Source organism: Lottiidibacillus patelloidae, assembly GCF_002262935.1.
GTDB classification, from domain to species: domain Bacteria; phylum Bacillota; class Bacilli; order Bacillales; family SA5d-4; genus Lottiidibacillus; species Lottiidibacillus patelloidae.
This window is the reverse complement of sequence record NZ_NPIA01000002.1, coordinates 23,916-46,432: the sequence shown is the minus strand read 5'-3', so window position 1 is coordinate 46,432 and position 22,517 is coordinate 23,916. Positions and strand designations below refer to the sequence as shown.

25 protein-coding genes and 1 pseudogene are annotated in these 22,517 nt (G+C 33.6%); 21 read left to right on the top strand and 5 right to left on the bottom strand.

What is annotated here, in order from left to right; all coding sequences use genetic code 11:
• The first annotated feature begins 3 nt into the window (after nt 1–3).
• Nucleotides 4–540: a dihydrofolate reductase family protein gene (locus tag CIB95_RS04165; RefSeq protein WP_094922318.1), complete on the top strand. Its 537-nt coding sequence runs from the start codon at nt 4–6 to the stop codon at nt 538–540.
• Between the two features lie 63 nt (nt 541–603).
• Here the strand turns inward: CIB95_RS04165 and CIB95_RS04160 are convergent, their stop codons facing one another.
• Nucleotides 604–1,845 (bottom strand): hypothetical protein, encoded by a 1,242-nt coding sequence (locus tag CIB95_RS04160; protein ID WP_094922315.1) that lies wholly within the window; start codon nt 1,843–1,845, stop codon nt 604–606.
• A gap of 128 nt (nt 1,846–1,973) precedes the next feature.
• Here CIB95_RS04160 and CIB95_RS04155 point away from each other — a divergent pair, with 128 nt between their 5' ends.
• The 6 genes from CIB95_RS04155 (at nt 1,974) to CIB95_RS04130 (ending at nt 7,472) form a co-directional block, all read left to right on the top strand.
• Entirely contained in the window at nt 1,974–2,354 is a 381-nt protein-coding gene (locus CIB95_RS04155; RefSeq protein WP_094922313.1) for a hypothetical protein, read from the top strand.
• 126 nt (nt 2,355–2,480) lie between these two features.
• Complete coding sequence (locus CIB95_RS04150; RefSeq protein ID WP_094922310.1) at nt 2,481–3,674, top strand: DNA polymerase IV; 1,194 nt, start codon at nt 2,481–2,483, stop codon at nt 3,672–3,674.
• A 69-nt stretch (nt 3,675–3,743) separates the two neighbouring features.
• Nucleotides 3,744–4,694 (top strand): AAA family ATPase, encoded by a 951-nt coding sequence (locus tag CIB95_RS04145; protein ID WP_408607187.1) that lies wholly within the window; start codon nt 3,744–3,746, stop codon nt 4,692–4,694.
• A complete protein-coding gene (locus tag CIB95_RS04140; RefSeq protein ID WP_094922307.1) occupies nt 4,695–5,903 on the top strand; it encodes a DUF58 domain-containing protein in 1,209 nt (402 codons plus the stop codon).
• Nucleotides 5,900–7,189, top strand: coding sequence for a hypothetical protein (locus tag CIB95_RS04135; RefSeq protein WP_094922304.1), 1,290 nt, complete (start codon nt 5,900–5,902; stop codon nt 7,187–7,189). The genes CIB95_RS04140 and CIB95_RS04135 overlap by 4 nt, the downstream gene beginning before the upstream one ends.
• Nucleotides 7,190–7,337: 148 nt before the next feature.
• Nucleotides 7,338–7,472 (top strand): YjcZ family sporulation protein, encoded by a 135-nt coding sequence (locus CIB95_RS04130; protein ID WP_094922301.1) that lies wholly within the window; start codon nt 7,338–7,340, stop codon nt 7,470–7,472.
• A gap of 37 nt (nt 7,473–7,509) precedes the next feature.
• Here CIB95_RS04130 and CIB95_RS16165 read toward each other — a convergent pair whose 3' ends face one another.
• Entirely contained in the window at nt 7,510–7,653 is a 144-nt protein-coding gene (locus tag CIB95_RS16165; protein WP_158217559.1) for a hypothetical protein, read from the bottom strand.
• Nucleotides 7,654–8,402: 749 nt separating this feature from the next.
• Here CIB95_RS16165 and CIB95_RS04120 point away from each other — a divergent pair.
• Together CIB95_RS04120 and CIB95_RS16160 are read left to right on the top strand one after the other, a co-directional pair.
• Nucleotides 8,403–8,909 carry a hypothetical protein gene (locus CIB95_RS04120; RefSeq protein ID WP_094922295.1) on the top strand — a complete coding sequence of 169 codons (507 nt, stop codon included), beginning with the start codon at nt 8,403–8,405 and terminating at the stop codon, nt 8,907–8,909.
• Nucleotides 8,910–9,092: 183 nt separating this feature from the next.
• Nucleotides 9,093–9,233 carry a hypothetical protein gene (locus CIB95_RS16160; protein WP_158217558.1) on the top strand — a complete coding sequence of 47 codons (141 nt, stop codon included), beginning with the start codon at nt 9,093–9,095 and terminating at the stop codon, nt 9,231–9,233.
• Between the two features lie 126 nt (nt 9,234–9,359).
• Here CIB95_RS16160 and CIB95_RS04115 read toward each other — a convergent pair whose 3' ends face one another.
• A complete protein-coding gene (locus tag CIB95_RS04115) occupies nt 9,360–10,085 on the bottom strand; it encodes a DUF421 domain-containing protein (RefSeq protein WP_094922292.1) in 726 nt (241 codons plus the stop codon).
• A gap of 293 nt (nt 10,086–10,378) precedes the next feature.
• Here CIB95_RS04115 and CIB95_RS04110 point away from each other — a divergent pair, with 293 nt between their 5' ends.
• The 5 genes and pseudogenes from CIB95_RS04110 (at nt 10,379) to CIB95_RS04085 (ending at nt 13,671) form a co-directional block, all read left to right on the top strand.
• Entirely contained in the window at nt 10,379–10,891 is a 513-nt protein-coding gene (locus CIB95_RS04110) for an SRPBCC domain-containing protein (RefSeq protein ID WP_094922290.1), read from the top strand.
• Nucleotides 10,892–11,126: 235 nt separating this feature from the next.
• A pseudogene (locus tag CIB95_RS04105) lies at nt 11,127–11,219 on the top strand (DUF2200 family protein); the annotation flags it as partial.
• 101 nt (nt 11,220–11,320) lie between these two features.
• Nucleotides 11,321–11,716, top strand: coding sequence for a hypothetical protein (locus CIB95_RS04100; protein WP_094922287.1), 396 nt, complete (start codon nt 11,321–11,323; stop codon nt 11,714–11,716).
• 621 nt (nt 11,717–12,337) lie between these two features.
• Nucleotides 12,338–13,078 carry a hypothetical protein gene (locus CIB95_RS04090; RefSeq protein ID WP_094922282.1) on the top strand — a complete coding sequence of 247 codons (741 nt, stop codon included), beginning with the start codon at nt 12,338–12,340 and terminating at the stop codon, nt 13,076–13,078.
• Between the two features lie 17 nt (nt 13,079–13,095).
• The gene (locus tag CIB95_RS04085) at nt 13,096–13,671 is read left to right on the top strand and encodes a DUF1697 domain-containing protein (RefSeq protein ID WP_094922279.1); all 576 of its coding nucleotides are present in this window, start codon (nt 13,096–13,098) and stop codon (nt 13,669–13,671) included.
• Between the two features lie 70 nt (nt 13,672–13,741).
• On the opposite strand, the gene CIB95_RS04080 is transcribed toward CIB95_RS04085, so the two are convergent.
• Nucleotides 13,742–14,548, bottom strand: a complete 807-nt coding sequence (locus tag CIB95_RS04080; RefSeq protein WP_094922277.1) for an alpha/beta fold hydrolase — start codon at nt 14,546–14,548, stop codon at nt 13,742–13,744.
• Between the two features lie 148 nt (nt 14,549–14,696).
• On the opposite strand from CIB95_RS04080, the gene hflX reads away from it, so the two are divergent.
• The 6 genes from hflX to glnA all read left to right on the top strand — a co-directional run bounded on the left by hflX (nt 14,697) and on the right by glnA (nt 21,425).
• Nucleotides 14,697–15,968, top strand: a complete 1,272-nt coding sequence (gene hflX / locus CIB95_RS04075) for a GTPase HflX (protein WP_094922274.1) — start codon at nt 14,697–14,699, stop codon at nt 15,966–15,968.
• Nucleotides 15,969–15,980: 12 nt separating this feature from the next.
• The gene (locus CIB95_RS04070; RefSeq protein ID WP_094922271.1) at nt 15,981–17,249 is read left to right on the top strand and encodes a methionine gamma-lyase family protein; all 1,269 of its coding nucleotides are present in this window, start codon (nt 15,981–15,983) and stop codon (nt 17,247–17,249) included.
• A 14-nt stretch (nt 17,250–17,263) separates the two neighbouring features.
• Nucleotides 17,264–17,788 carry a GNAT family N-acetyltransferase gene (locus tag CIB95_RS04065; protein WP_094922269.1) on the top strand — a complete coding sequence of 175 codons (525 nt, stop codon included), beginning with the start codon at nt 17,264–17,266 and terminating at the stop codon, nt 17,786–17,788.
• 292 nt (nt 17,789–18,080) lie between these two features.
• Complete coding sequence (locus CIB95_RS04060) at nt 18,081–19,445, top strand: hypothetical protein (protein ID WP_094922266.1); 1,365 nt, start codon at nt 18,081–18,083, stop codon at nt 19,443–19,445.
• A gap of 203 nt (nt 19,446–19,648) precedes the next feature.
• Nucleotides 19,649–20,038 (top strand): MerR family transcriptional regulator, encoded by a 390-nt coding sequence (locus CIB95_RS04055; RefSeq protein WP_094922263.1) that lies wholly within the window; start codon nt 19,649–19,651, stop codon nt 20,036–20,038.
• 52 nt (nt 20,039–20,090) lie between these two features.
• The gene (gene glnA / locus CIB95_RS04050) at nt 20,091–21,425 is read left to right on the top strand and encodes a type I glutamate--ammonia ligase (RefSeq protein WP_094922260.1); all 1,335 of its coding nucleotides are present in this window, start codon (nt 20,091–20,093) and stop codon (nt 21,423–21,425) included.
• Nucleotides 21,426–21,519: 94 nt separating this feature from the next.
• On the opposite strand, the gene lexA is transcribed toward glnA, so the two are convergent.
• The gene (lexA, locus tag CIB95_RS04045; protein WP_094922257.1) at nt 21,520–22,146 is read right to left on the bottom strand and encodes a transcriptional repressor LexA; all 627 of its coding nucleotides are present in this window, start codon (nt 22,144–22,146) and stop codon (nt 21,520–21,522) included.
• Nucleotides 22,147–22,298: 152 nt separating this feature from the next.
• Between lexA and CIB95_RS04040 the strand changes: the two genes are divergently transcribed.
• Nucleotides 22,299–22,517 carry a hypothetical protein gene (locus tag CIB95_RS04040; RefSeq protein WP_094922254.1) on the top strand — a complete coding sequence of 73 codons (219 nt, stop codon included), beginning with the start codon at nt 22,299–22,301 and terminating at the stop codon, nt 22,515–22,517.

Here is a 22,517-nt window from a genome sequence, read left to right as displayed (position 1 = left end):
TATATGGAACAGCGTAAATTAGTATTATTTATCGCAACAAGCTTAGACGGATATATCGCTAGAAATGATGATTCATTAGATTGGCTATATAAAATTGAAGGTGAAGGTGACAACGGTTATTTTACCTTCTATGAGAATATAGATACAGTGATCATGGGGAGAAAAACGTACGACTGGATATTGAAACAGGAGCTAGAAGAATTTCCATATAAAAATAAAGAATGTTATGTTTTTTCAAGAACACCACAAGAAAATAATGCAAACGTAACATTTAGTAACGCCGAACCAAAAGAATTAATAAAAAGACTTAAAACCGAAAAAGGGAAGAATATATGGCTTGTTGGTGGCGGAGAATTACTTCATGCATTCCTTAATGAACAACTAGTAGATGAACTTATTATTACGGTTGCACCAACGATCATTGGCGAAGGAATCCCACTATTTAAAGAAGGGGTTTGCGAATCTGAATTTACTTTATTAGGTATGAAACAATATAACCAATTTGCAGAGTTGCATTACAAACTCAAAAAAGGACAGTAGTTGTATCTGTCCTTTTAATCAACAACATTATTAAATTTCACGTACCGTATTTATTAATTAATATTAGTTCCCTTCGTAAAAGACAATTTCATCAACATTATTTAGCCATTTTCTAGCTTCAGAACCATCAGGATTTGCAATCCATAGTGTTCTACCCCTATCATTAATTGATATTCCTCTTCTCCATGTTAGCTTGTCAATTGATTTGACATAGACTGGTTCATAATCACCATAACCTTTCGGTGGTTCAGTAATTTTGACTTGCTGATTCGTTTCAATATTTATAGCGTATAACGACGGTAAAGGATGTTTACTAAAGTCATTTGACCAAGGTTTTTCCTGTACCCGCGATGTAACAATTGTCTTATTTGTTATCCAATCAAAATCAAGGTCAGCAAAGTTTTCTGGAGTGAAAGAAACAGGCATTTCTTTCACTTTTAAGTCTTTGTTTGTAAATCCAAAAACAATTCTTCCTCCCCCAGCAATGAAAGCAAGTGTATCAGTAGATGGTGCCCATTTCGGCTTCCCAACACCGAAAATGATCTCATCTATTACCTTAAAGTGCTTCCCATCACTAGTGACTACGCAAAGCATATTTCCATCCATCGACATTGAAGCGGTTGGAATTGCGACAAATGATAGCCATTTCCCAGAAGGTGAAAAGGTCATATCACCTGCAAATACTGCCAAACCCTTTATATCACCAAATCCAACTGCACTTGGAAGCTTTAAAAATAATTCAGCTTCTCCAAGTAAAACTTCTTCATAATTTTCACTAATTTCTTTCTTATAAAGCGTTGCCCCTGTCCATCCTTTAGGTGTTAAGTTTCCTGAAGTAGATAGAATAAAACCACTCCCATCGGGAAACCAAGCATAACTACTTACGCCGGTAGCAATATTATAAAAGCGCGTGAGGTTTGAAATGTTTAGTGTTGGACCGAAGTTAAAAGATACAACATTTTTCGTTGGGGACCATTTGGGGCTATATCCATTATGGAAGATTTGTTTCACTTTTTCTGTTTCTAGATGGTAAACATTAATCGTAACGTCTTGTTTATCGATTTGTTGGAATTTTACTGGAACCCGTTCACTGTAAACAATCCACTTCCCATCATGTGACCACTGAGGGCTGCCAACAACTGTACCACCTTTTGTAATCTGCTTTTCTTCATTATTTATTAACAAAAACAAGTTGCCATCCCTAATAAAAACTGCTTTCGCTATATGTTTAGCGTTTGCGTCTGTAAGAGAAGGAGCCATAAACAAAATAAAAACTAGGAAAATAAGCACTTTCGAATACAGCATTCAAAATGTCTCCTTTCAGAATTCCTGTTATACGTAATATCTTTCATACTCTAATTTTTATGTACTGGAAGGATATGGATAGTTTATGTAGAAATAAAATCTATACAGATAAAATAGGAGGAAATAAGTTGAAAAGAAAATGTGAGTTAATTTTAATAAGTTTAATGATGGTAAGTTTTTTAGTAGGATGTAACGATGATAAAAGTGTAAATGATCACTATGTTTCCATTCAATTGGAAGAAACGTTATTTAATGAAGATTACGAAGCTTTTAAGGGTATGTTGAAAGAAGACTTTCAAAATAAAGAAGAAACATATAAAAAGTTAAAAGGCATTGTTAAAGATTCAAAGGCTGCTCAATTTACAAAAATGGAAATAATCGAATACGATAATGGAGAAATGGTTTTAGTCTACTTAACTGTCGAAGATGACGATATTAAAATATCTGATGTTAAGGTTATTCCAGAAGAACTGACAGAGACTTTTAAAGGTTTAATCAAACAAAACTAAAACGTGAAAGTACCTTTGTGTTGTTATATCACACAAAGGTACTTTTTTTATTATCAATATGCTTGTACAAGGCAAATGACTTATAATAAGATAAGAGACTTTAAGAATATATTCTAGGAGCGTTTTATGAATAAGTCTGAAAAACCGAAAATTATATTACATATCGATATGAATAGCTTTTATGCTTCAGTTGAAGCGGCACACAATCCTGATTTAAGAGGGAAGCCTCTAGCTATTGCAGGTAATGTAGAAGAACGCCGTGGAATCATAGTTACTTGCAGCTATGAAGCGAGGGCAAAAGGTGTCAAAGCGACAATGCCATTATGGCAAGCAAAGAAGTTATGTCCAAACCTTTTTGTGATGCCGCCTAATCATGCGAAGTATCGCAGAATGGCTGACAGGATGTTTGAACTTCTACGCTCATATACACCGTTAGTTGAACCTGTTTCAATCGATGAAGGATATGTTGATATAACCGATGTAGAGGTAAATGGCTCTTATTTAGCTTTCGTAAAAACTATCCAACAGAACATTCTATCTACTTTAAACCTACCATCTAGCATTGGAATTGCTCCGAATAAATTTTTAGCAAAAATGGCATCAGACATGAAAAAACCTATGGGCATTACTATCTTAAGAAAGAGGGATGTCCCGAAAGTGTTATGGCCGCTCCAAGTTGGCGAAATGCACGGTATTGGAAAAAAATCTGCTGAGAAGTTAAATAAAATAAAGATTTATACCATTAAAGATTTAGCCCATGCAGATTCCATTACGCTTGAAAAAGCAATTGGAATTAATGGTATACGGTTAAAAGAGCGTGCAAATGGGATAGACAATCGCCCAGTTGATCCAGAAGCTGCAAATGAATGGAAAAGTATCGGTAACTCAACTACATTAAGAGCGGATACAGTGAATATGACGACAATACAAAATACAATAAAACGATTGAGTGAAAGTGTTGCGAGAAGAATGCAACGAAAAAAGGTGGTTGCTTCTACAATACAATTAACGATTCGCTATGGGAAAAATCGTAAAACAATCACGAGAAGTATGACAGAAGAAAATGCTGTTGAACATATGGAGGAGCTATATGAACGTGCGCTTTTCTTATTTGAAAAAAACTGGAGTGGCGATCCAATAAGGCTTATTGGAGTAGCGGTACAAAATGTAATAGATAAAAAGGAAACATTTAAACAGTTAGATTTATTTTCATCAAATAAAAAAGACGAAAAGAAAACTAAGTTTCATGAAACGTTAAGTAACTTACAACAAAAATTTGGCCAAGATATCGTATTTAAAGGAAAGAAAGATCTAGAATAACCTTATTAATTGAAGTTTTTAAAAATCCATATATTGTATAATTTATAAACTTATATAGGAGTTGGCGACTTGGAAATTAGACAAGCAGTAGAAATGATGAAAAATGAGATTGGTAAAGTTATTTATGGAAAAGAAGATATCGTAGAATTATTGATGAATGCTTTAATTAATCGCGGACATGTTTTATTAGAAAGTGTACCTGGAACAGGGAAAACGATGCTTGCACGCAGCTTAGCGAAAACAATCGATGGAGATTTTAAACGTGTACAATTTACACCCGATGTTCTACCTAGTGATGTTTCGGGAATTCAATTTTTCCACCCACAAAAACAAGAGTTTCAGCTAAGACCAGGACCTGTTATGACAAATATTTTACTTGCAGATGAAATTAATCGTGCAACTCCGAGAACACAAGCAAGTTTACTGGAAGTAATGGAAGAGCGCCAAGTAACGATTGATGGGGAAACGCTTCCATTACCTAATCCATTTATCGTAGTCGCTACACAAAATCCTATAGAAGCACAACAAGGTACGTTTCCTTTGCCAGAAGCGCAAATGGACCGCTTTTTTATGCAACTTGACTTAGGTTATCCGAATTTGGAACAAGAAAAAGAAATGATGCAAAAGTATCGAAAAGAAGAACCTTTTAAACAACTTTTATCGATTTTTTCGAAAGAAGATATTTTATCTCTACAAGAACAGGTGAAAGAAGTTACTCTTTCAGAAGTTATTGAAGATTACTTATTAGCGATCGTTGATAAAACGAGAAAGTCTGACGAAATTCAGTTAGGTGTGAGCCCACGTGGTACGCTTGCATTAATGAAAGCCGCACAAGCAAAAGCACTAATGGAAGGTAGAAGTTTTGTCATACCTGAAGATATTAAATTTGTCGCACCATATGTTTTAACACACCGAATTGTTTTATCAATTGAAGGTGAAATGAAATTTACAAAACATGGTGTAATTAAAGAACTGTTAGAAACTGTAGAAGTACCAGTTGAAATTGGAGACCGAGCGTAAATGAAATGGAGATTAGTTTCTGAGCAAACAGGCTTTTTAGATTTACTATCGATACTCTCGATTTTTCTCGGTTTATTTTTTCTAATAAATAATGCCTTTCAATTCGGATTTGTTATCCTGTTATTTATAATCTATTACTTTGCAAGTAAATTTTATTTAAAGCACGTAGCTGATTTTTTAGAGTTGGAAAATGAAAAGCAAAAAGTGAGACTCTATCCAAATGACACGTCCTCTATTACATTAACTTTTAGCCAAAAAGGTATTTTACCAATTATGAATGGTCAGTTAGAGTTTGAACTCGCGAGTAATGTAGGTACATCTTTACATACGTTCGATAAACAAAAAGATTATGCAGTTTATAAAATGCCAATTCATTTATCAAAGCGAACAAAACAGAAGATAAACTTTGATGTCATTGCAAAAGAAAGATGCGTAGCAAGGATAAAAAATATAACGCTACGGGTGCAAAGTTTATTCGGAATCGGTTCTGTCGTTTATGAATTTAAAGATCCATTTTTCACAGAAATTATCGTCTATCCGACACTTGAGAATGTAAAAGGTTTAGAAACAATTCGTTCTACCCACCAAGGTGTGAATCCATATCGGTCATCGCTTTATGAAGATTTGACAATGCAAGTTGGAACGAGGCAATATTCGGAGCAAGATCCTTTTAATCGCATAAATTGGAAAGCTTCTGCGAAAACAAATGAACTTCAAACGAAAGTGTTCGAAAAAACGACTGATTTATCATGGACAATCATGTTAAATGTGACGGAATATAAGTCAAGATATTCTATTAATATTATGGAAGATATTGAAGGTGCTATTAGTCAGTTAGCCTATATGGCTCAAGTTGCTACTCACCTAAACATACCTTTCTCTTTATCAATTAATTTTGGTACATATGGTGACAACCCATTCCTTAGTATAGAAAAAGGTGAAGGGAAAGAGCACCTTGCAAAAGCGCTTGAATTTCTTGCGTACGTTTCAACGAAGCAGGCACCGATTCCGATGCGTTTTTTATTGACGCAATTAGATCGTAAGTCACTAGTAATGCCGATAGTCTTTTTAATTGGGGAAGTATCAGATAAAGAGATTAGTATTTATGATAAGTGGAAGAAAAAAGGAACTGCATTGTATCAAATAAGAAATGGTGCAGTGCAGAAAAGTGTAATGCCGATTATAAATGAAAGGAGCATAAGTAAATGAAAAAATATGCATTCGTTCATTTTACTATGGAGTTCCTTTTCATTTATCAGCTGCTAGCTTTTTATACTTTGGCAGAAAAAAATGCTCTACCAGAAGTATTTCCATTTTTTTTAGTAGCACTGTCAGGTACGATCATTTATTTTGTGCTTCATAAATGGGACCATGAATATATGCCTTATGTGTTTAGTGCAGTATCTTTAATAGGTCTTATATTAGTTGCATTGATAGTAGGATATCCTTTCCCCATTGGAGCAGCTTTAGCCTTAGTAATTAGCTTTCGCTTATTTTCATCATTGCAGAGCTTAGACGATGATAAAGATGGCCCTCTGCTAGTATTAACGACAATTGTTGCACTAGGCCAGTACTTTATTTTTGCTAGTTATTTATACTCGGATTGGTTTGTATTATTTATTTTTGTGCAATTTTTATTAATAGTAGTAAAGAAAATGATTCAACATTTACAAGTGCATGCTAATAAAAAAGCGTCTTCATGGCAATTAACGATATTACTAACTTTGATAGGTACATCTATACTTGCTGTTGCTTTTTTACCTGCATTTCGTTACATCATTCATAAAATTTTAATCTTTGGTGGGTGGTTATTCTTCTCGGTTTTATATCCGATATTAATGTGGTTATACAGCCTTATTCCATTGAAAGACGAAGAAAAAATAGAAGAAGAGAAGGATGAATCTAATGTACCGCCTGATTCTATGCAAGACGACAATGTTGACTTACCTAGTACTGATGTAGACCCTGTTATTTCAAACTTTGATCCTCAATATATCTTATATGTATTGATAGGTGCCGCTTTACTAACATTTATTTTATATGTCATATATAAAGGCAAAAACGGCATGCTTCCAGCCACATTGTCAGGATTTTTTACACGGGAAGAATTCGTTAATGAAAAAGATCAAAAGCCACTTTTTAGATCTAATAATAGCAAACCGCCAGTCAACAAAACGAGAAGACTATTTTTTAACTTTGAAAAAAAGCTCATGCAAACTGTAATGGCAAGAACTCCATCGAAAACAATAGAGGAGTGGTTCGGACATCTTGAAGGAGCTGACGAACATAAAGCAATTGTAATGAGGCTATATCAAAAGGTTCGTTATGGAAATGAAGACCTTTCTGATGCAGAGTTTGCACAATATAAACAATCGTTCAAGCAATTGCAGAAAGTAAAATATGAAAAGCACAAAGCTGATAAACTAAAAGACAAACTTTCATTACGCGCTAAAAGAAAAGAAGTTAATGATAAACATTATTGGCGTAATTCATAATTCTAGAACAAGGCACACTTCGGTGTGTTTTTCTTATGGACGTATTCCCTAAAAATTTCTTTTTTAATTAGGACATCTGTCTATACACCTCATATAACAACACATATGTTATTAATGTAAGTTATCCTTCAATGAAGGAGGTGCTTTTATGCATTACGGAAGCTATGGTGGCTATGGCTACGGTGGTTACGGGTGCGGCGGACATGGAGCTGGAAGAGGCTTCGCTTTAATCGTCGTATTATTTATCTTGTTAATTATCGTTGGAGCGGCTTGCTTGAAATAATAGTAAAGTAAAAAAAGGTGGGAAGTCCCACCTTTTTTTAATACTCAATTTCTTCGAAATCTTTTGGCTGTGGTTGAGCCTTTTCTACATAAGATTGTTTTGCATTTTGCGCATTATTTTTTGCGACACTAGCTAATTGTTCTTTGTCATTTTTATTGTTTCTTTGCTTTTTGTTCGACATTTTCACCACTCCTTTACGTATAGGTTTGGCGAAAATTCAAATTTAATACAGCCTAAAGATGCTTATCATACTTTCCGATCTATTATGAAAATAGCTACTGCTATTAATTTATCTAAATCATATGCAAGAAAAAACAAGCTTTCAGGCATCGTATTTATTTTATCACTAATGTATTTCATAGAAAGCTCAGAGCTCCTTTCTTACAGTTGTTACTATATAATATGTAATTTCTAGGATTTGGGGAGCAAAAAGAACTTCTGATGTTGATAAAACAGGAATGTCATAAATGTAATTATTATTCTTGTGTTTTTGTAACTGCAACCCTGCCATAGACCATTTATTTTTGTCAGATAATTTAGGATATATGTTAAAATTAAATAAAGGAAAATATTTATCAATTGGATACCAAAAGTCAGGTAGCTGTGACAAAGTTTCATGAAAAAAAGACGTCTAGTAAATTTGATAAAAAGCAGCAACTTGAAAAAATACGTACGGAGTATTTGAAAAAGAAGCAATAACAAACAGATAAATAATATGTATGAAAACATAAGATGAAGAGTTTTGATGTATATATGTTAATTCGGTGTAACTTTGTGAAGTGTTACCCTTAAATAAACGTGTGCACTACTTCAAGAAGGAGTAGTGTTTTTTTTATTGAATAAATAGTGAAAGAGATCATCTTGAACAAACGAATCATGTGAGTTGAATAATCAAAGTTATTTGTAGTAATGAGAGTGGAGGTGAAAAGAATGAATAACAAAATCAAAGTAGTTAGTATAGCAATCTTATCAATGCTAGTGATTTATTCAATTTGGTTTACCTTCCCTAAACAACATACTAAAACGTTACAAGGAATATCATATCAATTAGGTAATGAAGAAGCTCTACAGGAAGTAACCATTTCTATTGATGGAGAAGTTAAGCGGGGCCTGTTTGCAAAGAAAACTTTTGAAGGAACTTTAGAGATTCAAGGCGAAGAGTTACCAGTTCCAATAGGAGAAAGAAATATTACTATTAAATTCAATGAAAACGGTCAGGGCATAATTGTATATGCTGGATTTAGCGATGGGGAACCATATACATATTATTATGGTAGTATCTTCGCAAATGATGATTTTACAAAAGTAACTATTTTAAAAGGGTCTTGGCATGCAAAGGATGGAAATATGATTACTGCACCTGCTAAAAACTATACAGAAGCACTTAATATTTCAAACGAATTGATGAAAAACTTTTTGAGAAACCCACTTAAATAATAATGAACAAGCCGGAAGCTCACTTGTAGTTAATTCTTCGAAAGCTAAAAATACAAAGAGTATATTATCGTGTTTAGCTTTCTTTAATAAGGATATTTAATAAGTTACGATAGCTTTTTTGGAATTGAAGTGAGGGGGGGGATTATGTGCGACCGAAATTATTAGTAACATGGTTATTTTATTATGATAACTGTTGCTTGTTCAATAAATGACACAAATGTTGAAGAACAATTTATGAAACTAGTTCCTTTTCCTAAATCCATCAATATTCTTCATATTGATGATTATAAAGGTGGTAAAGTTATTTTATATATATTTCAATAAAGTAAATTGAAGTGGTAGTTTAGGGGGATTAATTTGTGTTTGGTATATTTCTAATTTTATCAGGGGGGTATTCAAAGCAGATAAAGCCTGAGACAAGGAAGAGCATCGTAAGAAACGATGCTCTTTTTAGTGATATAAAGTAGGAATTTTTATGTTTTTTTCCTCTTTTAAGGAAACATGCAATTGGAGATTTTTATTAATAGATGCGAAAAAGACGTCATTAAGTTTATGAATTCCTTGGGTTGCTAACTGTTGCTTTAGCCATAATTCTGTAACGTTATATTCCTTTAATACTTTTGTGAATACTTCCCCTTCAATTATCACAGGTAATGCAATCATAGAAGAACTTTGATATTTTCCGATATCCTCTAGAGTCGTTTCCCGCTTTTCTGATTTTTTCAGTACACTAATATTACCTGATGATTCAATAATTGCCGTTTCTATTTCGCTTACATCAAATATATTTTTTTCCCGTAACATTTGCAGAACATTATCGATGGAATATCTAATTTTTTTTAAGTTTCCATTTAATATTTTTCCATCTTGAATGACAACAGTTGGTTCAAAAGTGATTAACCTACCAATATTTCTTCTTGAAATCTTTAACTTTGCAACAAATCGTTGAAGTAAACCAATTGCAATAATTGCCACTACTGTAGGTATATGTTTTATTTCCGGATCTGCTATATCTGCACCAACTACGGAACCAAGGGTGAGGATGATAAGCAAGTCAAAAACAGGTAGCTGTGCAATAGAACGCTTTCCCATATAGATAGTTACAAACAACAATAATGGTAATATGGTAACAATTCGACCAATTACGAGTAATGAGTCCTTAATTAGTTCAGGCATTGTTCCAAACTCCTTTAAAGGGATACTTATTCTTCTACCTTATCCATTTTTTGAGAAATATAATCGTATTAATAATAGTAAGTAGGAATTAACTAGATTAATATGTATTCTTATTCGGCAATGAGAAACGCTCTTTTTAGTTGAAAGTAATCTTTAGACATTGTTCAACAGAAAAAAAGGAAATACAAGAAAAAGGAAATTTAAATATCACGTCGAAACAAATAGTGTAATGAGATTATCAAACTAGAGGAATTTACATAAATCAAGAAAATGGTATCTAAGGGGGATTTAAAATGGCGAATCAAATGATTTCGAAGGTAGAAGGAAACGTGCTTATTTTAGAACGTGAATTTGATGCACCTAAAGAACTTTTATTCAAAGCGTTTTCAGAAGAAGATAATCTGAAAAAATGGTGGGGGCCGCGTGGTTGGACGTTAACCGTATGTAATTTGAATTTTCAAGAAGATGGCACTTGGCATTATTGCATGAAGTGTATTGATGAAAACCAAAAAGATTTTTTTGGATTTGAATCTTGGGGTAAGGGAGTTTACCAAGAGATTATTCAAGATGAGAAAATTAGTTATATTGATCATTTTTCAGATGCTGAAGGTAATGTAGGTATTAATGGGATGCCTTCAACGCAAATTACAATATCTTTTGAAGAACATGATGGAAAGACAAAGTTAATAAATCGTGCAGTTTATCCTTCTGGTGAAGCTTTAAATACAGTGATTGGAATGGGAATTGAAAAAGGCATGACAGAAACTTGGGACAAATTAGAAGAGCATTTATCTGCAATTAAATAGCTATAAAATGAAGCTGATGATGAAAGATTACTGTTGTACTGCAAGCGGGCAATTTAGTTTAGGCGTCGAAAATTAGATTTTGAAAAAGTTTTTTTCAGGCACTTTCTCAAGCAGAAGTGCTCTTTTTGTTTAAAAGATAAAAAATTTTTTTGAAAGAAAGAGAGCAAAATAATTGATTTGATATATGTAAATTATATTAAGTTATTAGCGAACATTGTAAGGGATGGTGTAATAGATTGAAGATTCAACAATGCAGGAAATTCGCTATTTGGATAAGCTCATGGATGAGTTAGTAAAGGGAAAAGTTATGGAGAAAATATTACGTTAGTAATCTTTAAACCTTCCCAATGGATATTATGGGCTACTTCGCACCTTTCTTACATATAGCATCCGTTATATTAGTTTAAGAAAGGCGAAGGGAGATTTGACATGAAAATTAAGCTAAGCGTTGTACTAATTTTATTAGGTGCATTTTTTCTTATAACAGGATGTAGTGACTCAGTTTCAAGTTTTGAGGAGGGATTTTTTACTGATACGAAAGGTTCATATAGTTTTGTCTTAATTGCTAATGAAGGAGAATTAGCCAAGGTAGAAGAGAAATGGACTAATATTACATCTAATCAAATAAAAAGGTTGAAAAATGAAAATCCCAATAATGACTATCGTATAGTTGTTCATGATCTTTCTTTTAAGGAAATTCAAAAAATACTAAAAAGACATGGGATGGAAAATAAGAAATATACAGTACTTGTGTATGAATTGGATAATGTTATTTTTAAATCTACAAGTATTGAAGAATATGAGCGTTTTGTTAATGAGTTTTAAACATCTTATTAAATAGAACAAAATAAAAGCACTAGAATTCTTCTACTTAAAGTACATGTTTTTTAAAATAAAAAATGAAAAGTACTAATATAATTGAAATATGAGACAGTGTTATTTTACTATGTGGGTTTAGATAATAATAGGAGGCTGATTGAAATTAGAAAAATATCAAAGTTCTTGGGGATAACCGGTGGTATTTTTAGTATTTTTCTATGGTTAAGTCTAAATTTTTATAATCCTTACTCAAATCCAAATGAGATTGAACCTGTATTAACGACGTTTTTTATGTTGTTTCTCCCTGCTCTTTTAGCAATCGCTGCTTCTTTTTCTCCTAAACCATCGCTGATGTTATTAGCGTTCCTATGGTCCTTGCCATTCAGTATATATTTTGTTCTTTCTCCAGGTGTTTTTGCTTTATTTGGTGCTACTTGTATGTGTTATTTCATTAGTTTTATTTTTTATATCATTTCTCCAAAGATAATAGCTCAATAAACTTTCTGAATAAATATATCTTAAGTTCATGGTCCTTTTTTAACTTATTATCTTTAACTAGAAATTATTATTTCCTCTTCATAAATTATGGTTAAATAGGAAACCTAGTATGAAGGGAGTGAGCGCTGTATGAGAAAAAAGTGTATGCTGACTTTTACAATTCTTCTTTTTATGAATCTAGATCAGGTTCATGCGATTGAGCGTGTCGTTGTAGCTAGTGCACCGTCTGAAACTGCTCAACGAAATGTTTACTTGATGGCAGATAAGAAAACATGGATGGATTATGAAAACTTTGTTATCCAAATTGGAGATTTAGATGGTACTTTATATCATTTCCCAGATTGGTACCATGGAAAATACGAGCCTAAATTGATTGTAGAGGATGTAAGTGGTGACCAGCTTGATGATATTGTTATTGTATTAAATAGTGCGGGTATACCTAATTTTCCGGATAACGACTTACATGTTTTAAATTTTAACGAGAAACAAGGATTTCAAGAAGTTAAAATAGAATCATTTCATAAAACACAAAAAAATATTCAAACAAAAGTAAAACTAGAGAAAAGCAATAATATAGTTACCATTCACATTGAAGATAAAAGCTATTCTATTAATATTACTGAATATAATAAAATAAATCCTCGTGAACCATTTAATATTGCATATGTTTTTACGGATTATTATGTAAAAAATGGCATGCTAGTTGGAGCTATTCCGATATATATTACTACTGATACTGTTACGGGAAGTATAATAGGTTACCTTAAACTTGAGTATAAATGGAATGCTAAAGCTCAAGAGTATGGTGTAAATCAAATAATCTTTATAAAGAAAGATGACAAATTATTTGCATATGAAATGAAGAAGTAGAAAAGGGGCGTATTTGAATGCCTGTTTACATAGCTTTTTTAAGAGGTATTAATGTAGGTGGACACAATAAAATAAAAATGGCAGAATTAAAAAACTCGCTTCAAACTTTAGGTCTACAAAACATAAAGACATACATACAAAGTGGGAACGTAATATTTGAGTCAAAGGATTCTGAAGTGGCACTGCAAGAAAGAATTCAAACAAAGATCAAAGACGACTTTGAGATAACCAGCACAGTTGTAATTCGAACTGCTGACCAATTACACCAACTTGTTAGTAAAGCTCCATTTTCTGAGCAGGAGATTACAGAAGCAACAACATCCGCAAAAGGGGAATGTCTGCATGTAGCTATGCTGCCCGAAAGCCCTAAGGAGTCTAATGCGACTAAGTTTTTGGTATATACAAATGAAAAGGAACGATGTGTAATAGATGGGAGAGATGTCTATCTTTTATTCTATGAAAGCATTCGAAATTCCAAATTACATAACAATTTGAAATTACTTGAAGTACCCGCAACGGTTCGTAATTGGAGAACGCTAAATAAAATCTTACTAATAATCAAAGATTACGAAGAAAATAAAGGTCAAAAATAAAAGCAGTGGAATCTCATCAGAGAGATCCACTGCTTTTTATATGTTCTTATCATAGTCACAAGGTTATTGGCTACATGTTACTTGCCATTTTTTTTTCGCTAACACTGTGGCTTTCTATAAACTTAATAGCAATTTCGTTGAATTTTTTCGCTTTCTCAATATTACAAACATGCCCACTTTGTTCAATAATTTCAATTGAAGCATGCTTTTCAGTAGCGACAGATTTCAGTACTGGAGCTAAAAACATATGGTCTTCTCGTCCCATAATATAAAGTTTCGGTATCGCAACTTTTTGCTTTAGCGCTTGCTCATGAAGCGTTTCAACCTCTGATGTCGTTCTAAACCAGCGAATGAACTCTTTTTTACCGACTTTCTTTGCAAGGCTAGTAAATACTTTCCTTGATCTTTTGTGATTATTTTTTGGCATTAATACAAAAGCAAATAATCGATATAAGAACATATAAGGAAGGAAATACTTAGTTAAATTACCTAATAAAATTAGTAATTTTCCTTTTTTGTTAAATGAAGGAATTGCTCCACCTTGTGTCATCGATAAAATTCGCTCAGGAGCGTGAATACAAATAGAATTGATAATTATTGATCCAAGAGATATTCCGAGAAAATGAGCTTTTTTTATTGATAAGTGGTCTAACACTTCAATAATATCGCTGCCAATTAACTGATACGTATATTTTTCATTGCCATTACCTACGTTTTTGGATTGTCCATGACCTCTTAAATCAATAAGTAAGAGGTTAAAATGTTTTTTAAAAGCTTTAAGTTGTTTATACCAAATTGATGAACTTCCTCCAGCTCCGTGTATAAATACAACCCAATCAGCATTGGAATGTTCTTCATAAGTTTTATAATAAAGCATAGTGCTTCACCTGCTTTTTCTTGTATTGTCGAAGAATGTCTATTCTATTCTAACGTATTTTTATGAAAATGAACATACATGTCTTTTTACCAGTTTAAAGTTCATGGTATGATGAGGGAATAAAAGTTGTGATAAAGGTGGAATCACTTTGAGTAATTTAAAACAAGAAGTAGAACGTGCATTATTAGTCGGTTGTCAGAGAAATCGTGATGACGTTGAACGATTTACATATTCAATGGAAGAATTAAAAGCCCTAACAGAAACAGCGCAAGCAGAAGTTGTTATGATGACAACACAAAAGAGAGATCGAGTGGATTCTGCTACATATATTGGTAAAGGAAAAGTCGAGGAAATTGTTGCTTTAGTTGAGGAGCTTGAAGTTGATTTAGTCATTTTTAATGATGAACTATCTCCTAGTCAAATGAGGAACTTATCTTCAGCAATTGATGCAAGAATTATTGATCGCACGCAGCTTATATTAGATATTTTTGCTCAACGTGCAAGATCTAAAGAAGGAAAGCTACAAGTAGAGTTAGCGCAGCTTAAATATATGTTGCCACGCCTACTAGGTCAAGGTACTGCTTTATCAAGACTTGGCGGAGGTATCGGAACAAGAGGTCCTGGGGAAACAAAGCTTGAATCAGACAGAAGACATATTCGTAAACGAATTAATGAAATTGATGGGCAATTACAAACGATTGTTAATCACAGAGAGCGTTATCGCCAAAGAAGGAAACTTAACCAAGTTTTTCACGTATCTGTTGTCGGTTATACAAATGCTGGTAAGTCAACAATCTTTAATAGAGTAACGGAAAGCGATACGTATGAAATGGATCAATTATTTGCTACGCTTGATCCGACGACAAGGAAGCTTAGTTTACCTAGTGGATTAAACGTGTTGATGACAGATACAGTTGGCTTTATTCAAGATTTGCCTACATCACTTGTTGCTGCGTTCAGATCAACGCTTGAAGAAGTAAAGGAAGCAGATTTAATTTTGCATGTTGTTGATGGTTCTAATCTAGATTATATGAACCATGAAAGCACTGTTTATAAATTATTAGAAGACTTGGATGCAAAGCAAATCCCGATATTAACAGCCTATAATAAAAAAGATTTGTTTACAGATGATTTTACACCGATTGCAAAAACACCTGTAATAACGATGAGTGCATTTAATGAAGCCGATTTAAAGGCGTTGTTGGAAAAAATAGAAATGCTGTTGACAGAACAAATGTCATCGTTTGAAGTCTTCCTTCCAAGCGATCAAGGAAAATTGTTATCTCAATTAAAGCAAGAAGCAATTTTACAAAAGGTTGATTATTTGGATGATGAGGAAGTGTATCATTGTAAAGGGTATATTAATCCAAATACAGCGATGCATGATCAGCTAAAACAATATCGTAAGGAAACGGAATAAAGGGGAAAAGTTATGTTTGAAAATAGTCAACAAGGAAAACGACTTCACGAAATTGTGAAACTAACAGAGGAAAAAATTGCTCCAATTAAAAATGAGATAGATAATATTGTGGAACAAAACCAATATAACGTTTTAAAAAGTTTTCAAAAAAACCAAGTAAGTGACTTTCACTTTAATCCTTCAACAGGATATGGATACGACGATTCAGGACGTGACACGCTTGAAAGAGTGTATGCTGATGTATTCAAAGCAGAAGCAGGCCTAGTGCGGCCCCAAATCATTTCAGGAACGCATGCCATTACTATTTCGTTGTTTGGTGTATTAAGGCCAGGGGATGAATTAATTTATATTACAGGAAAACCTTACGATACACTTGATGAGATTGTTGGGATACGTGGAGAAAATAATGGTTCATTAAAAGATTTTGGAATCTCATATCGCCATATTGACTTACTAGAAAATGGGCGTGTGGATTTTGATTCAGTAAAAGATTCCATAAATGAAAAGACAAAAATGATTGCAATCCAACGTTCGAAAGGTTATGCAGACCGACCGTCGTTTACGATTGACCAAATCGAAGAGATGATCAGCTTTGTAAAACAAATAAAAAGCGATGTGATTGTTTTTGTTGATAATTGTTATGGAGAATTCGTAGAAAAGAAAGAGCCAATAGAAGTTGGAGCAGATTTAATGGCAGGTTCCCTTATTAAAAACCCTGGCGGGGGACTTGCAAAAATTGGTGGCTATATCGTTGGTAAAAAGGATTTAGTTGAGTTGTGTGCTTATCGCCTCACAGCGCCAGGTATTGGTAGTGAAGCAGGAGCATCATTATATAGTTTACTAGAAATGTATCAAGGATTATTTTTAGCACCCCATGTCGTTGGCCAAGCTTTAAAAGGTGCCGTATTTAGTTCTGCGCTTTTAGAAGAAGTTGGGTTGCAAACAACACCTAATTGGGATGCAAAACGAACAGATTTAATTCAAGCAGTGCGTTTTGAAGATAAAGATAAAATGATTGCATTTTGCCAAGCTATACAATTTGCATCTCCGATAAATTCACACGTAACACCTTACCCAAACTACATGCCTGGTTATGAAGATGACGTTATCATGGCTGCGGGGACATTTATCCAAGGCGCGAGCTTAGAGCTTACTGCAGATGGTCCAATTCGTCCTCCTTATTTAGCATTTGTGCAAGGTGGATTAACTTATGAACATGTGAAAATCGCTATTGTTACTGCACTGCAGCATCTTGTGAAAAAAGAATTAATAACATTATAAAGGAGGGACTTGCTCTGAAGAGTGAAGTGAAATTAGTAAAACCTTCTATAGAATATAAAGATAGTTATTTAGCTTTTTATAACGAATGGATTGAAAGTGGAGAAGATATTGTACCGTGGGTTGTTGAAAGAAATCCTACGAACTTTGAGGATATGCTACTATGGTTATCCGAATCTGAAGTTGAAGATAACTTACCTGAAAATTATGTTCCTCACTCTACCTATTGGTTAATTAATGAAGAAAAGAAGGTTGTTGCAGCAGTGAACATTCGCCACCGACTAAATGAAAGGTTGCGGATTGCCGGAGGCCACATCGGCTATGGTGTTTGTCCTTCTCAACGTAGAAAAGGTTATGCAACGAGATTATTAAACTTAGCATTGCAAAAAACGAAAGAACTTTCTATAGAAGAAGTTCTAGTATGTTGTGATAAAGAAAACATTGCATCAGAACGGACGATCATTAACAATGGTGGAAAATTCAAAAATGAAATCGTCGAACCTAATGGAAATGTTGTAAGACGGTTTTGGATAAAAAGCTAATATAGCGAGTGAGAGGTAATTTAACCTTTCACTCGTGTTTTTTTATAACGAAGAAAATGTATTTTGAAATAATTCCCTAAAATTGTAAGTAGTTTTTATTAAAATGTAGCAAAGAAAATTTTTAAATTCTGTACTAATTACAAGGAGTGTTAATAATATATGAATGGTAAGTTGTGTATTAGTTTAAAGTTCATGATAAAAGCTTTTCTCTCTTGTAATTGACCTATATTTTGCTCTTAGCTTTAACTGCTATGCTCTTACTAATTTCTGTTTATACAGGAGGAAGATCGATATGATGAGAAAGAAATTAATTTCTGCATTGATTGTGCTAGCATTAGCTTTTTCGTTTATTGCTAGTACAACAAGTACTGCAAATGGGAATGGGAAGGGTAGTGGAAACGGAAATCTAGATCCTTTTTCAATGCAGGTGATTGCACTGGCAGGAGAAGTTGGAACAGATGTTTATATTAAAGTATCAAATGAATTAGAAGGTTATGAGTTACCAAATGAACTAAAAAAAGTGCAACTGAAGTATATCGTAAATGGGGAAACAATTACTCATAATGTAAAAGGTATTGCGCTTTCGAATGGGCTTTATGAAGTAGCGTCATTGACAGACTTATTTGCTTATGAAGAATTGCATGCAAAGATTCATATTGATGATGACCAAACAGGAGTTAAAAAAGTATTAAAAGGTTCTACAACAGTGTTATTACGTCCCGACGTTGAAGTTGGGGAAATTGAAGTACCTGAAGGAATAAAAGCTGGTGAAACGTTTAATATTAGTTTCCAAGTATCGGAGATTAATGGTGATATAGGTGGTTCAACATTAGTTTCAGTTATGCATGGTGAGAATCTTCTTTATTCAACGATAGTTCAAGTCCCTAAAGGTGAGGGTGTAAATGTAACAATTCCTTTAACATTTGGTGATCCCGGTATGTATGATTTAACAGTAACTGCATCTGATTTGTATAATGAAGATTTAGCTGTAAATATTGCTGATTATGATACTACAAACAATATTAATACTAAAACAATAGAAGTGTTATCAAGTACTGAGCCAATCTTTTTTAAAGCTATGTACTCCTATATAGAAATGGATTATGTAGCTCATGATCATTCTGACTATATCCAAGAGTTTTTTTATATAAAATTTTATGATAATGCATCTAGTTTTGATGGAGGAGATGCATTTGATTTAACTAGAGGATCATTACAAGTGAAAGTTGAAGCGGATACTGGATTCTCCAAAGAGTGGCAATTTGATTTGAGTGAACTTGCAGCGTTTGCACAAGAAACAGGAGCATCACACTATGTAGTAGATAATAACTATGTGTGGAATAAAATCTACTATTTTGAAGATTATAATGATATTAATACAGGTGAGTGGATACAACAACGATATATATATAATAATTTTTTTACATTTTATGGAGAAGAAAGTAGTGTCCATTTTCAATATTGGGTAGATGATTTAGATACTGCGGATTCTATTTATATAGAAGCAAAACTAACGAACGAGAATGGCGATACATGGTCAATTGCAAAAGATATTATATTAGATGCAACTGAAACGTATTATTTTGAAGGATACCATTATTTGGGGTATTATTATTACAAAGCTAAATGGTATAAAGTAACTGGACTGACGTTATAAGTATGTGTGGCCTGTTAAATATTAACAGGTCATTTTTATATTAGTAAGATATATTCGTTCATATTTAGCATTTCTCATGGTTAAACACAATTAAAAATATGAAAAAATACCTATTTTTAAAATTCATGTTAGAAAAGCTAACATTTGTTTGACATTTTTTATAACATGGCATAGAATGGAAATATGTAAAGGAGGTTATGTTAATGAGTAGTACACGTCGTGATATGCCGTTATTCCCCATGGGGATTGTAATGCAGTTAACAGAATTGACAGCCCGGCAAATTCGTTATTATGAAGAGCATAACTTAATTCAACCAGCTAGAACTGATGGGAACCGTCGCCTATTTTCTTTCAATGATGTCGACAAGTTGTTAGAAATAAAAGAGCTCCTTGATCAAGGGCTAAACATGGCAGGAATTACTAAGGTGTTTAATATGAAGGAAACTGAGGCACAATTAGTGCAGCAAAAGCTTTCTGATAAGACTCCTAGTGAAAAAGATCTCCACGATATATTGAAGAAGCAGCTTCCACAAGCAGGACGCTTTGGAAAGACTTCTTTAATACAAGGGGAGTTATCAAGGTTCTTCCATTAAACATGTTGTTTAAGTGTAATTAAATATAAGAAAATTTAAAGGAGAGATTACAGTGTCAAAGTATTCAAGAGAAGATATTTTAAAAAGTGTAAAAGAGGATAACGTTCGTTTTATTCGCCTTCAATTTACAGATTTATTAGGAACAATTAAAAATGTGGAAGTTCCTGTATCGCAAATTGAAAAAGCATTAGACAATAAAATGACATTTGACGGATCATCTATCGAAGGTTTCGTAAGAATTGAAGAGTCAGATATGTTATTATATCCAGATTTAGATACTTGGGTAGTATTCCCTTGGACATCAGAAAAAGGTAAAGTTGCTCGTTTAATCTGTGATGTTTACATGCCAGATGGAACTCCATTTGCTGGTGACCCTCGTGCAATCTTAAAGAAAATGTTAAAAGAAGCGAATGATTTAGGATTTAACAGCTTTAACATTGGACCAGAGCCAGAGTTTTTCTTATTTAAAAATGATGAAAAAGGTGAACCTACGTTAGAGTTAAATGATAAAGGTGGATATTTTGACCTTGCTCCAACAGATTTAGGGGAAAATTGCCGCCGTGATATCGTACTTGAGCTTGAAGATATGGGCTTTGAAATTGAAGCTTCTCACCATGAAGTTGCTCCAGGGCAACATGAAATTGACTTCAAATATGCAGATGTTGTAAAAGCTTGTGATGATATTCAAACGTTTAAATTAGTAGTTAAAACGATTGCTCGTCAACATGGATTACATGCAACGTTCATGCCAAAACCATTATTCGGTGTAAATGGATCAGGAATGCATGCTAACATGTCTCTATTTAAAGATGGCGAAAATGCATTTTACGATGAAAAATCAAAAGATGGTTTAAGTGAAACAGCAATGAACTTTATTGCCGGAATCATTAAACATGCTAGAGGGTTTACAGCTATTGCAAATCCAACAGTTAACTCTTATAAGCGTTTAGTACCAGGATACGAAGCACCTTGCTATGTTGCATGGTCAATGCAAAACCGTAGTCCACTAATCCGTATTCCTGCAGCACGTGGTATGAGTACTCGTGTTGAGGTTAGAAGTGTAGACCCTTCTGCTAACCCATACTTAGCAATGGCGGCACTTTTAGCAGCTGGACTTGATGGTATTAAAAATAAAATGACTCCTCCAGCGCCAGTTGATCGTAACATCTATGTTATGAATAAGAAAGAGCGTATGGATGCAGGAATCCTTGACTTACCAGCGACTTTAAAAGATGCTTTAGATCGTTTCCTAGAAGACGAAGTAATAACTAAAGCGTTAGGTGATCACGCTGTTGAACACTTTATTGAAGCAAAAGAAATTGAGTGGGATATGTTCCGTACACAAGTTCACCCTTGGGAGAGAGAGCAATATCTTACAACTTACTAAAAAATTAATCCACCACTTATATAAGTGGTGGATTTTCTTATTTATTAGAACAAAAAATACCTTGACCCAAGCGCTGGATCAAGGCTAGGCTAGTTTAATGGACAGTTCTAAATACTCCAATAACTTTTCCTAAAATGGTTACATGCTTTAATAGAATAGGCTCAAGCGCCTCATTTTCCGGTTGTAAGCGGAAGTGATCTTTTTCTTTGTAAAAGCGTTTAACAGTAGCCTCGTCTTCCTCGGTCATCGCAACAACAATTTCTCCGTTCAAAGCTGTACTTTGACTGCGAACGATTACTTTATCCCCATCAAATATACCAGCATCTATCATACTATCACCTTGAACAACGAGAATGAAAACTTTATCATTCCCAACTAGTGAATCTGGTAAGGGGAAATACTCATCGACATTTTCAATTGCGGTGATTGGTTGCCCAGCAGTTACTTTACCTATGATAGGAACACTTACTGTCCCAGCAGCTTCCTGTCTTGCTGAAAATTGATCTTCTTCCCCTAAAATCTCAATTGCACGAGGTTTTGTTGGGTCTCTACGAATATATCCCTTTTTCTCCAGACGTGAAAGGTGTCCATGGACTGTTGAACTTGAAGCAAGTCCTACAGCTTCACCTATTTCTCGTACACTTGGCGGATATCCACGTTTGCTTACTTCATCTTTTATGTACTCTAGTATTTCTTGTTGTCGCTTTGAGAGTTTCGTCATATTCCACCTCGGAAATTCTGTAATTTTCTAAATTATAGCATGCGTATTTTTAAAATACAAACATAAGTTCGTTTTTCTTGTTGACAAGAACAGTTGTTCGTATTAATATATATTTAAAGAGCGAACATACATTCTGTACGAGGTGAATATATATGGAAAACACAGTAAAAGAAAATGAATATGAAAAACCAGCATACTCTTATCCAATTTTACTAATAGTTACAGTATTATTAATTATGTTTTCAAGCGTCGATCGTTCTGAAACAGTAACAAATAGTGAAAAGGTTACACCTAACAATTCAATCTCTTCAAATGAGAGCATAAATTACGATACTTCTTCTGTTTATTTTGTTAAAGCGGAGAGAAATTAA

Bases quoted from the DNA above. Each gene is read 5' to 3' on its own strand.
- CIB95_RS04080 (WP_094922277.1), bottom strand. From the start codon at position 14,548: ATGCTTTATTATAAAACTTATGAAGAACATTCCAATGCTGATTGGGTT.
- CIB95_RS04110 (WP_094922290.1), top strand. From the start codon at position 10,379: ATGGCGAATCAAATGATTTCGAAGGTAGAAGGAAACGTGCTTATTTTA.
- CIB95_RS04040 (WP_094922254.1), top strand. From the start codon at position 22,299: ATGGAAAACACAGTAAAAGAAAATGAATATGAAAAACCAGCATACTCT.
- CIB95_RS16165 (WP_158217559.1), bottom strand. From the start codon at position 7,653: ATGTCGAACAAAAAGCAAAGAAACAATAAAAATGACAAAGAACAATTA.
- CIB95_RS04140 (WP_094922307.1), top strand. From the start codon at position 4,695: ATGAAATGGAGATTAGTTTCTGAGCAAACAGGCTTTTTAGATTTACTA.
- CIB95_RS04070 (WP_094922271.1), top strand. From the start codon at position 15,981: ATGTTTGAAAATAGTCAACAAGGAAAACGACTTCACGAAATTGTGAAA.
- CIB95_RS04085 (WP_094922279.1), top strand. From the start codon at position 13,096: ATGCCTGTTTACATAGCTTTTTTAAGAGGTATTAATGTAGGTGGACAC.
- CIB95_RS04115 (WP_094922292.1), bottom strand. From the start codon at position 10,085: ATGCCTGAACTAATTAAGGACTCATTACTCGTAATTGGTCGAATTGTT.
- CIB95_RS04150 (WP_094922310.1), top strand. From the start codon at position 2,481: ATGAATAAGTCTGAAAAACCGAAAATTATATTACATATCGATATGAAT.
- CIB95_RS04130 (WP_094922301.1), top strand. From the start codon at position 7,338: ATGCATTACGGAAGCTATGGTGGCTATGGCTACGGTGGTTACGGGTGC.
- CIB95_RS04135 (WP_094922304.1), top strand. From the start codon at position 5,900: ATGAAAAAATATGCATTCGTTCATTTTACTATGGAGTTCCTTTTCATT.
- CIB95_RS04120 (WP_094922295.1), top strand. From the start codon at position 8,403: ATGAATAACAAAATCAAAGTAGTTAGTATAGCAATCTTATCAATGCTA.
- CIB95_RS04165 (WP_094922318.1), top strand. From the start codon at position 4: ATGGAACAGCGTAAATTAGTATTATTTATCGCAACAAGCTTAGACGGA.
- CIB95_RS04090 (WP_094922282.1), top strand. From the start codon at position 12,338: ATGAGAAAAAAGTGTATGCTGACTTTTACAATTCTTCTTTTTATGAAT.
- CIB95_RS04100 (WP_094922287.1), top strand. From the start codon at position 11,321: ATGAAAATTAAGCTAAGCGTTGTACTAATTTTATTAGGTGCATTTTTT.
- CIB95_RS04055 (WP_094922263.1), top strand. From the start codon at position 19,649: ATGAGTAGTACACGTCGTGATATGCCGTTATTCCCCATGGGGATTGTA.
- lexA (WP_094922257.1), bottom strand. From the start codon at position 22,146: ATGACGAAACTCTCAAAGCGACAACAAGAAATACTAGAGTACATAAAA.
- CIB95_RS04160 (WP_094922315.1), bottom strand. From the start codon at position 1,845: ATGCTGTATTCGAAAGTGCTTATTTTCCTAGTTTTTATTTTGTTTATG.
- CIB95_RS04060 (WP_094922266.1), top strand. From the start codon at position 18,081: ATGATGAGAAAGAAATTAATTTCTGCATTGATTGTGCTAGCATTAGCT.
- CIB95_RS16160 (WP_158217558.1), top strand. From the start codon at position 9,093: ATGATAACTGTTGCTTGTTCAATAAATGACACAAATGTTGAAGAACAA.